At 68.3% G+C, this 9,862-nt stretch carries 10 protein-coding genes; 4 read left to right on the top strand and 6 right to left on the bottom strand.

Annotated elements, in window-relative coordinates:
* Positions 1–90: 90 nt before the first annotated feature.
* From B1964_RS08530 to rimP, 3 genes are all read right to left on the bottom strand, one after another.
* Positions 91–492, bottom strand: coding sequence for a YlxR family protein (locus tag B1964_RS08530; protein WP_014359783.1), 402 nt, complete (start codon positions 490–492; stop codon positions 91–93).
* Positions 493–519: 27 nt separating this feature from the next.
* Complete coding sequence (gene nusA / locus B1964_RS08525; protein WP_079929489.1) at positions 520–1,554, bottom strand: transcription termination factor NusA; 1,035 nt, start codon at positions 1,552–1,554, stop codon at positions 520–522.
* 105 nt (positions 1,555–1,659) lie between these two features.
* On the bottom strand, positions 1,660–2,205 hold the full coding sequence (gene rimP / locus B1964_RS08520; protein WP_006371362.1) for a ribosome maturation factor RimP: 546 nt from the start codon (positions 2,203–2,205) through the stop codon (positions 1,660–1,662).
* 158 nt (positions 2,206–2,363) lie between these two features.
* Here rimP and B1964_RS08515 point away from each other — a divergent pair, with 158 nt between their 5' ends.
* A complete protein-coding gene (locus tag B1964_RS08515; RefSeq protein WP_172398786.1) occupies positions 2,364–2,915 on the top strand; it encodes a hypothetical protein in 552 nt (183 codons plus the stop codon).
* Entirely contained in the window at positions 2,912–3,343 is a 432-nt protein-coding gene (locus tag B1964_RS08510) for a ferritin-like domain-containing protein (RefSeq protein WP_079929488.1), read from the top strand. Before B1964_RS08515 ends, B1964_RS08510 begins: the two co-directional genes overlap by 4 nt.
* A 53-nt stretch (positions 3,344–3,396) precedes the next feature.
* On the opposite strand, the gene B1964_RS08505 is transcribed toward B1964_RS08510, so the two are convergent.
* On the bottom strand, positions 3,397–5,127 hold the full coding sequence (locus tag B1964_RS08505; protein WP_026920172.1) for a proline--tRNA ligase: 1,731 nt from the start codon (positions 5,125–5,127) through the stop codon (positions 3,397–3,399).
* An 83-nt stretch (positions 5,128–5,210) separates the two neighbouring features.
* Between B1964_RS08505 and yaaA the strand changes: the two genes are divergently transcribed.
* Together yaaA and B1964_RS08495 are read left to right on the top strand one after the other, a co-directional pair.
* Positions 5,211–5,969 carry a peroxide stress protein YaaA gene (yaaA, locus tag B1964_RS08500; protein WP_079929487.1) on the top strand — a complete coding sequence of 253 codons (759 nt, stop codon included), beginning with the start codon at positions 5,211–5,213 and terminating at the stop codon, positions 5,967–5,969.
* Between the two features lie 29 nt (positions 5,970–5,998).
* The gene (locus B1964_RS08495; RefSeq protein WP_006371357.1) at positions 5,999–6,712 is read left to right on the top strand and encodes a hypothetical protein; all 714 of its coding nucleotides are present in this window, start codon (positions 5,999–6,001) and stop codon (positions 6,710–6,712) included.
* Between the two features lie 9 nt (positions 6,713–6,721).
* Here the strand turns inward: B1964_RS08495 and B1964_RS08490 are convergent, their stop codons facing one another.
* The gene (locus B1964_RS08490; RefSeq protein WP_079929486.1) at positions 6,722–8,251 is read right to left on the bottom strand and encodes a DHA2 family efflux MFS transporter permease subunit; all 1,530 of its coding nucleotides are present in this window, start codon (positions 8,249–8,251) and stop codon (positions 6,722–6,724) included.
* Between the two features lie 98 nt (positions 8,252–8,349).
* Entirely contained in the window at positions 8,350–9,591 is a 1,242-nt protein-coding gene (cobA, locus tag B1964_RS08485; RefSeq protein ID WP_014359775.1) for a uroporphyrinogen-III C-methyltransferase, read from the bottom strand.
* Positions 9,592–9,862 lie beyond the last annotated feature (271 nt).

The raw sequence follows: 9,862 nt of genomic DNA, 5'->3' as shown, positions 1-9,862 counted from the left end.
TTCCCTGCCACTGCTCTCCTCACTTGGAGGCCGAGCGGGCTGCCCGCTACGGCCTCGGATTACGTCCGATACGTGCTCATCGTGGTGACTTCACGGTGTGCTCATGTCTTCTGCTACCTGTTCCGGCCCGGTATCGGGCCTGCTGTCGTCCGTGGTCGGTGATGGTGCAGCTGCACCGATCACTTCTGCATCGAACACTTCTACGAGGTCGTCGGGGTTCACGACGAGACGCGACGCCCTCAGCGCCGGGGCGAACGCTCGCCGCCGCACCGCGGCGGACACACAGTCCTCCCGCGGATGCAACCACGCACCCCGTCCCGGCATGGTCTTCGCGAGATCGACGACGATCGTGGGTCCGTCGGCACCCTCTCGGGCGACGACGCGGACCAGTGCGGTGATGTCGGTACGAGACCGACATCCGATGCACATCCGAATCGGACGACCCCGACGGCCATCGTCGGGTGACGAGGTCGACGGCTTTCGCTGAACCATCGCTCAGTCTAGCGCTAGTGGCCGCGACTAGGACAATCGGCTGCTGCCGGGCGTGCCCGGGCCTGCAGCACGGGCGTCGTCTGCATCGGACCGGATGTCGATCCGCCATCCGGTCAGCCGTGCGGCGAGTCGGGCATTCTGTCCTTCTTTGCCGATGGCCAGCGACAACTGGTAATCCGGCACCACGACCCGGGCTGCCTTGGCGTCGAGGTCGACGACCTCGACGGACACAACCTTCGCCGGTGACAACGCATTCCCGACGAACACCGCCGGGTCGGTGTCGAAGTCGATGATGTCGATCTTCTCCCCCGCGAGCTCACTCATCACGTTGCGGACCCGCTGACCCATCGGCCCGATGCACGCCCCCTTGGCATTGAGGCCGCTGACACCGGTGTGCACGGCGATCTTCGATCGGTGTCCGGCCTCCCGGGCCACCGCCACGATCTCCACCGATCCGTCCTCGATCTCCGGGACCTCCAGGGAGAACAGCTTGCGCACGAGATTGGGATGGGTGCGCGACAGGGTGATCTGCGGTCCGCGCTGTCCACGGCTGACGCCGACCACGTAGCACTTGATGCGGTCGCCGTGGGTGTAGGTCTCGCCGGGGACCTGCTCGGCCGACGGGATGATGCCCTCGGTGGCATTGGCCTCGTTGCCGATCTGCACCACGACCATGCCGCGGGCGTTCGCGCGGGCATCCTGCTGCACGACGCCACCGACGATCTCACCCTCGTGGGCGACGAGATCGCCGAAGCTCTTCTCGTTCTCCGCGTCACGCAGCCGTTGCAGGATCACCTGCCGGGCGGTGGTCGCCGCGATTCGCCCGAACCCCTCCGGGGTGTCGTCGTATTCGTGGACGACCTCACCGTGCTCGTCGAGTTCTTGCGCCATCACCCGGACCGCGCCGGTCTTGCGGTTCACGTCGATCCGCGCGTGCGGGGCGAACCCGTCGGTGTGGCGGTAGGCGGTCAACAGTGCCGTCTCGATCGCGGTGATCACCGTGTCGATCGGGATGCCCTTGTCGGACTCGATCATCCGCAGGGCGTTGATGTCGATGTTCATTGCTCGTGGACTCCTATTCACTTGTCGGCGTATTCACTTGTCGCATGGTCGTTCTCGATGCCCGGGCCTGCACGGGTCGGCGCTTCTCACCGTCGTGCGCATCTCTCACAATTCTGCGGTACCGGGGTCGCGACGGCGCGCGATCTCCGCGTCGTCGAGTCCGCACCGGGTCAGTTCGGCGACGCTCGGACGGGAGAAGTCGACCTCGACGACGGCACGGTCGACGGCGTCGAGCCGGACGGACTCCACGGCGATCCGTCCGCGGTGATTGACGACGATCTCGACAGTCTCGTCGTCGACGGCGCCGATGCGGCCGACGATCGACGCGCCGTCGACGCCTCTGATCGCGACCTTACGGCCACGCGCGCGCCGCCAGTGCCGCGGCAGGGTGAGCGGCCGGCCGACGCCGGGCGAGGTGACCTCGAGTGTGTACGGGGCGTCGGAGAGATCGTCATGGGTGTCGAGCGCGTCGGAGATGTCACGGGTCAACTCACCGAGCAGGTCGAGGTCGGTGCCGGCGTCGGAGTCCACGATCACCCGGATCTCGTCGGTGCCCGCGGAGGTCGAGACGATCACGTCCTCGAGGTCGAGTCCGCGATCGGTGACGAACTCACCGACGAGTTCGCGGACCCTCGTCCGGTCGATGGTCACCGTGGTCTCCCTCGTCTTCAGTTGTCCGGTTCACCCGTGGCACGCAGCCCGTGTGGCTGCGTCGGCGCCCGTCCATCGTAGAGGACGCCTCCGGGCCCGACGAAGTGCGCGCGGACGGGCGTGCCGTGATCGCCGTCCCACCGCACCCGACTGGCATCATGTGTCGGGTGAGTCTCCCGCACCCCGGTGAACCGGCCGGCCGGTCCGCCGGCGTATCCCGTCGAACTCTGCTGCGGGGCAGCGCCGTCGCCGGCATCGGGATGGTCACGGTCACCGTGGCCGCGGGGTGCGATCGCGGACCGGATCCCGCCGAGACCACCGCACAGGCACTGCTGCCTCTCGCACGCTCGGCGCTGGCCGACGCGGCCGCGGCGCGGGCCCTCGCCCCGCAGGTGACCGACTATTCGGCGGCCCTCGGCGTGATCGCCGAGCAGCGGGCCCAACACGCCCAGGCGTTACGCGAGGAGATCACCCGACTCGATCAGACACTCACGGACCAGATCGCACCGTCGGGTACCGCCACGTCCAGTGCCGCGCCGCCCGGCACACCCACCCAGGCGGCGAACTCGCTGGAAGGGCTGCGTTCATCACTGAACTCCTCGGCGAAGGCGGCACGCGCCGCCGCGATCGCGCTGTCGGGGTACTCGGCCGGCCTCGCCGGGGCCGTCGGCGCCTCGACGACAACTCTCGTGGAGGTCCAACTGGCATGAGTCCCACCACCGACTCCCTGACCGACGCCGCAGACGCCGAGAACGCGGCGATCTTCACCTACGGCGTCCTCACCGCGTTCGTCTCGGCGACCCGCCGCTCGACGGTCGAGGACAATCTCACCGCACACCGCGCCGCCCGCGACGCCGTCAACGACGCCATCACCAAAGCCGGTGGTACGCCACCGGAACCGGCTGCGGGCTACACCCTGCCGCTGACCGTGAACGATCCGGTGAGTGCCGCCAAGGCGGCGCTGGCCGCCGAGGTCGACTGCACCGTCGTCTATCGCTCGGTGCTCGAGAAGGCCGATTCCGGTTCTGCCCGCACCCTCGGTGTCGACCAGCTCACCGGGTCGGCGTTACGCGCCGCCGATTGGCGAATCGCCTTGGGCGACAAGCCCACCACCGTGGCCTTCCCCGGGCAGCGCTGACCCGCGTCCGACGCGGACTCACCCACCGCACGCGCGCGGCCGGGCCGGCGCTCTCAGCCGCGGACGGTGGCGGTGATGGCGTCGGCCGCGTCGGCCACGGCCACCTCGACGGACTCCCCGGAGAAGCGGTCACGTACCTCGACGACCCCGTTGGTGTACCCGCGTCCGACGACGACGACCGTCGGCATCCCCAACAATTCGGCGTCCTTGAACTTGACCCCCGGTGAGGCCTTGCGATCGTCGAGCAACACTTCGAGGCCCGCGGCGTCGAGTTCGGCGGCCAGTGCCTGTGCACCGTCGATCGCCGCCTGATCCTTGTTCGCGATGACCAGGTGCACGTCGAACGGTGTGACCGCCCGCGGCCACCGCAACCCCTTGTCGTCATGCCATTGCTCGGCGAGCACCGCGACGAGCCGTGACACACCGACACCGTAGGACCCCATCGTCAGGCGCACGGGCTTGCCGTTCTCGCCGAGGACGTCGACCTCGAAGGCATTGGTGTACTTCTGGCCGAGCTGGAAGATGTGGCCGATCTCGATACCCTTGGCACTCACCAGCTCGCCCTTGCCGTCCGGCGACGGATCACCGTCACGCACCTCGGCGGCCTCGATGGTTCCGTCCGGCGTGAAATCTCGACCGGCCACCAAGCCCACCACATGATGGTTCGGTTCGTCGGCTCCGGTGATCCACGACGATCCGTCGCCGATGCGCGGATCGACGAGGAAGCGAACCCCGTTGGCCGCCAATCCCTTCGGCCCGATGTATCCCTTGGTGAGGAACGGGTTGGCGGCGAAGTCGGCATCGGTGAGCAACTCGACCTCGGCGGGCTCCAGCGAGGCCTCGAGGCGCTTGAAGTCGACCTCCCGATCCCCGGGAACCCCCACACCGAGAAGCTCCCAGTCGGCCCCGGGTTCGCGGACCTTGACCATCACGTTCTTGAGGGTGTCCGCGGCGGTGAAGGCGCCCTCGAGGTTGGCGTTGGCCCACGCCACCAGGGTGTCGATGGTCGGGGTGTCGGGCGTGCGGTACACCTTTGCCGGTGGCAGCCCGTCGAACGGGATGGGTTGCGCCGCAGGCGTGATGACTGCCTCGACATTGGCGGCGTAGCCCGATTCCAGGCATCGGACGAAGGTGTCCTCACCGACCTCGCTCTCGGCGAGGAACTCCTCGGACGCGCTGCCGCCCATCGCGCCGGAGGTGGCGGCGACGATCACATAGCGCACCCCGAGACGCGCGAAGATCTTCTGATAGGCCTCACGGTGGGCGTGATAGCTGGTCTTGAGCCCGTCGTCGTCGAGGTCGAACGAGTAGGAGTCCTTCATCACGAACTCGCGGCCGCGGAGAATCCCCGCACGCGGCCGCTCCTCGTCGCGGTATTTGGTCTGGATCTGATAGAGGATGACCGGCAGATCCTTGTAGGAGGAGTACTCCCCCTTGACCAGCTGGGTGAAGAGTTCCTCGTGGGTCGGCCCGAGCAGCATGTCGGCGCCCTTGCGGTCCTTGAGGCGGAACAGCGCGTCGCCGTACTCGGTCCAGCGGCCGGTCTCCTCGTAGGGGTCACGCGGCAGCAGCGCGGGCAGCAGGATCTCCTGCGCACCGATGTTGTTCATCTCGTCGCGCACCACCTGCTCGACGGCCTTGAGCACCCGGAGTCCCAGCGGCAGCCAGCTGTAGACGCCGGGTGCTGCGCGCCGCACGTAGCCGGCGCGGACCAGCAGCTTGTGGCTGGGGACCTCGGCGTCGGCCGGGTCGTCGCGCAGCGTCCGCAGGAACAGATTCGACATGCGAGTGATCACGGGGGAAAAGTCTAGTCGGGCCCGCGACCCGGTTTCCCCGGCCCGTCCGGCACGGTCGATACAGTGTTGCGGTGCTTGTCCTCCTGCCGCCCTCCGAGACGAAATCCGATGGTGGCGACGGTCCACCGCTGAACCTCGACGCCCTGTGGTTCACCGAGCTCACCTCCATCCGCAAGCGCCTCGCGGACATTCTCGTCGAGCTGTCCGCCGACCTCGACGCGAGCCGCGACGCCCTCGGCCTGGGTAAGACCCAGCTCTCCGAGGTCGACCGCAACGCCGATCTGTGGCACTCGCCGACGCGCCCGGCCATCGAGCGCTACACCGGCGTCCTCTACGACGCACTCGATCACCGTGGGCTGACGCGCGCGGGCAAGGCCAAGGCCGCCGACCGGCTCGCGATCGGTTCGGCACTGTTCGGCGTCGTGCGCTCGACCGATCCGATCCCGGCCTACCGACTCTCCGGGGGCTCGAAGCTCCCCGGACTCCCGACGTTGGCGTCGGTGTGGAAGCCGGAGCTCTCCCGCGCCCTCGACACCGTCGACGACCTCGTCGTCGACCTACGATCGGGGATTTATCAGCAACTCGGCCCGGTGTCCGGGGCGATCACCGCGACGGTGATGACCGAGGCCGCCGATGGCAGCCGAAAAGTGGTGAGCCACTTCAACAAACACTACAAAGGCCTGATCGCCCGCGAGTTGGTGCGCACGCGTCGCACGGTGCGTGACGTCAATGCGCTCGCCGCGGTTCTCGCCGACGCGGGGCAGCGTGTGGAGATCGCGCGAGCCGACGAGATCGTGGTGATCACGGACCAGGGCCCACATTTGCGTTAACGTTTGCCGTGTTAACTATAGTGGCGGTCATGTCCGAGCCGATGTTCGTGTGCAATATCGATCCGCGCACCCGCGACATGCGCGACGAACCGTTCGCGCACGAGAACCTCGACGCCTTCGTGCAGCGGTGGCCGGGTATCGACGTCGCCGTGTCCCCCGATACCGTCACCTTCGACCCGACCCCGGGTCCGGAATGCGCAGAGACCGTCCTCGACGTGTTGACCACCGTGGGTGGGACCGCTCTCGGCGCACATCTGCCCACGGCGATCAGTTGCGATCGCGCGTGGCTGGGTGCCGATCATCCGCCCATGACCACCCTCGTCCTGGTCCGCGATGCCGACGAGATCCGCGACGCGTTGACGATGGACGCGGTGCATCCGGGCATCTACGACGGCCCGCGCTCGAGCCTGCGGATGGTGCGTCGATGGTCCGACGAGCACGTCGCGACCGCGCTGGGCGGCAATGTCTTCCTCAGGATCGACGGGGAGCACGTTCACGTCTCGGGCCGATGGTTCGAGACGACGCCACAGATCTTCACCGGAGGCGCGCTGCACGACGTCGATGGTGTGCGCACGAGGACCGCACGCCAGGGTGCGTCGCCGACCGAGTTGCGGGCCGGCCTGACCTATGCCGCCGACGGGTGGGTGATGCACCCCGAACTGTCGCGATTGCGCCTGGTCGGTCACGGGGTCGAATTGATCGTCACCGGACCGCAGAAGATCTCGGTGCGCCCGGCGCACTGACGAACACCGCTACGATTGCCTCGAACTCACGTCATTGACGTCGAGGGTGGCGTTGGCGGCTTCCTGCGCCGCCTGCCCCTCGGCGACCTCCTCGGGGGTGAACCGCATGAACAGCACGACGACGGCCGCAATGACCGCTATCCCCGCGCAGCACGCGAATCCCAGCCCGTAGCCGTCGGCCTGAGCGGCGAGTTGGGTGGCGTTCATCGTTTCCACCGGTGCGGTGGTACCGCCCTGCGAGAGCGCGCGCGAGGTGACCATCGCACCGACCACCACGAGCCCGACGGCACCGCCGAGATTCTGGGCGACCTGCGCGAGTGCGGTGAGCGGGCCGATCTCGGTCGGCTCGACCCCGGCGATCACCGACAGGGTCAGCGGGATGACGGCGAGGCCGACACCGAAGCCGATCACCACGACCGGAATCGCGATGCTCGGGAAGTAGCCGGGCATCTCGGTGGCGATCGACGACGCGTACAGGCAACCGGCGAGGATGATGGCGCCACCGACGAGCACCAGCCAGCGCGGCTGGACCATCAGGGCGAGTTTGGAGGCGATCGCCGCGGCCACCCCGAGGCCCACCGCGAACGGCACCACCGCCAGACCGCTCTGGATGGGCGTGTACTTGAGGATTCCCTGCAGGTACAGCGAGATGAACACCGCCATGCACATCATGATCATGCTGGCCAGCAGGATCGCACCGAGCGCCGCGACCCGACTGCGGTTGTCGAACAGTCGCAGCGGCAGAATCGGATTCGCCGCGCGGCGCTCCCAGACGATGAAGGCGACCAACGCCAGCCCACCCAGGATGAACGACCCGACCACGATGGGCCTGTCCCACCCGTTCGGGCCGTCGCTGACCGCGAGCACCAGCAAGGTGCAGCCCAGCGTGGCCAACACCGCACCGGGAACGTCGAGGGGCATCCGCTCCCCCTGCGACTCACGCAGGGCGAACAGCGCGCCCACCACCACCGCGAGTCCGATCGGCACATTGATCAGGAACACCAGGCGCCAGGAGATCTGGGTCAGTACACCGCCCAGGATGAGTCCGGCGACCGACCCCACGCCGGTCATCGCGGCGTAGATGGCAAAGGCCTGGCTCCGCGGCTTCCCGGGTGCGAAGGTCGTGGCGACCAACGCCATGGCGGTCGGTGCGGCGATGGCCGCCGAGGCCCCCTGCAGCGCGCGGCCGATGACCAGGCTCTCCTCGTTCCAGGCCAACCCGCACAGCAGGGAGGTCGCGGTGAACGCGGCCACGCCCAGGATGAACATCCGTTTGCGGCCGAAGGCGTCGCCGAGACGGCCACCGAGCAGCATCAGCCCGCCGAAGGCCAGCACGTAGCTGGTGATGACCCAGTTCGCCGACGACTCGCTCAGGGAGAGGCTGTCGCGGATGCGCGGCAGGGCAAGCGCGGCGACGGTGCCGTCGAGCACCATCAACAACTGCATCCCCGACAGCACCAGGATCGCCAGACCGAACACCGGCCGGTACTGATCCGACGGCGCCGTGGTGGCATCGCTCGACGCCGAGAATGTCGACATACCGGTCGACGCTACCGCTGACGGGCTCGACTATGCCAATCCCCGTTGACGTATCGGTGTCTGCCGGGTGGCACAGGGACGTACCCGGTGGCGGTATGTCAGGCGAACCCGAGCACATCATCGGCGTCGGTGAAGCCCGCGACGTCGCCGATGACGACGATCGCCGGCGGGCGTAGACCCTCACTCTGCGCGGTCTGCGCGGCGTGCGCGAGATCGGTGCGGAGCACGCGTTGGGTGGGCAGCGAACCGTTCTCGATCATCGCAACCGGGGTGTCGGCGGGACGTCCACCGGACAGCAGCGCCTGCGCGAATTTCTCCACCCGCTCCACCGCCATCATCAGCACGAGCGTGCCGCGCAGTCGTGCCAGCGCCGACCAATCGGTCAGCGAGTCGGGGTGATCGGGTGCCACATGCCCCGACACGATGACCACCTCGTGCGTCACACCGCGATGGGTCACCGGGATACCCGCGGCCGACGGCACCGAGATGGGACTCGCGATGCCCGGGACCACCGTCACCGGGACACCTGCGGCCACACACGCCTGCAATTCCTCGAAGCCGCGACCGTAGACGTAGGGATCGCCGCCTTTGAACCGGACGACGAACTTGCCCTCCTTGGCCTTGGCGATGAGGACGTCGTTGATGGCTTCCTGCTTCATCGCCCGTCCGTACGGGACCTTCGCGGCGTCGATGATCTCGACCTGCGGCCCCAGTGCCGCAAGCAGTTCCGGCGGTGCGAGTCGATCGGCGACCACGACGTCGGCGGCCATCAACAACCGCAGTCCGCGGACCGTGATGAGGTCGGGGTCGCCGGGCCCGCCACCAACCAGTGCCACACCGGGCGGGTGCGGTGGCTCCTCGACCCGGAGATCACCGTCGGCCAGCGCCGTACTGATCGCCGCTCGCAGTGCCGCCGACAACTTGTGGTCGCCGCCGGCGAGAACCCCGAACTGGATGTCCCGGTGCCGCCCGGAAGCCGGGGTCACCGCGGTGCCGAACCGGGCGTCGTCGGCGCGCACGCAGAACGTGTGCCGACGCTCCGCCTCGGCGACCACCGCGGCGTTCACCTCGGGGTCATCGGTGCAGGCCATCGCATACCAGGCGCCGTCGAGGTCACCGTCGGCATAGGCGCGATGGTGCAGGGTGATGCCACCGAAGGATTCGACGGCGGGTGTCGGCTCGAGAGCCACCACGTGCACCTGTGCCCCCGCCGCCACCAGATTCGGTAGGCGTCGCTGGGCGACCGATCCCCCACCGACCACGACGACCTTGCGGCCCATCAGGTCCAGGCCCGACAGATAGTGCGGATGGCCCGATCCGGGGTGCGCGGCGGCTGACATGAGAAGAACCGTACCGACTGCGCGGCGATCGGCAGCGCTCAGACCGCTCCGTGCGCGAGAAGTACTCGCCCGGCGCCGTCGGACTCGCCGATCACCCGGTGGGATCGGTCACAGGGGAAGTTCGCCGGTTCGACGAATGTGTGCCCACACATCGGCGGCCGGCACACCGAGTCGGTGCGCCGACGCCTCGAGCAGCGCTCCGAGCAACACCGAACTGCAGTACTCCCCCGCCGCCGGATCGGCGGCATGGGCCCGGATCTCGTTCCACCAC

The organism is Gordonia sp. i37, from assembly GCF_002043085.1.
Taxonomy (GTDB): Bacteria; Actinomycetota; Actinomycetes; order Mycobacteriales; family Mycobacteriaceae; genus Gordonia; species Gordonia polyisoprenivorans.
The sequence above is the reverse complement of the archived record's forward strand: the minus strand, read 5'-3'. Positions and strand labels throughout refer to the sequence as shown.

Excerpts from the sequence above, each read along its gene's own strand:
- B1964_RS08510 (WP_079929488.1), top strand. The coding sequence starts at position 2,912 with ATGAGTCCCACCACCGACTCCCTGACCGACGCCGCAGACGCCGAGAAC.
- B1964_RS08515 (WP_172398786.1), top strand. The coding sequence starts at position 2,364 with ATGTGTCGGGTGAGTCTCCCGCACCCCGGTGAACCGGCCGGCCGGTCC.
- B1964_RS08490 (WP_079929486.1), bottom strand. The coding sequence starts at position 8,251 with ATGTCGACATTCTCGGCGTCGAGCGATGCCACCACGGCGCCGTCGGAT.
- B1964_RS08505 (WP_026920172.1), bottom strand. The coding sequence starts at position 5,127 with ATGTCGAATCTGTTCCTGCGGACGCTGCGCGACGACCCGGCCGACGCC.
- B1964_RS08495 (WP_006371357.1), top strand. The coding sequence starts at position 5,999 with ATGTCCGAGCCGATGTTCGTGTGCAATATCGATCCGCGCACCCGCGAC.
- nusA (WP_079929489.1), bottom strand. The coding sequence starts at position 1,554 with ATGAACATCGACATCAACGCCCTGCGGATGATCGAGTCCGACAAGGGC.
- B1964_RS08530 (WP_014359783.1), bottom strand. The coding sequence starts at position 492 with ATGGTTCAGCGAAAGCCGTCGACCTCGTCACCCGACGATGGCCGTCGG.
- cobA (WP_014359775.1), bottom strand. The coding sequence starts at position 9,591 with ATGTCAGCCGCCGCGCACCCCGGATCGGGCCATCCGCACTATCTGTCG.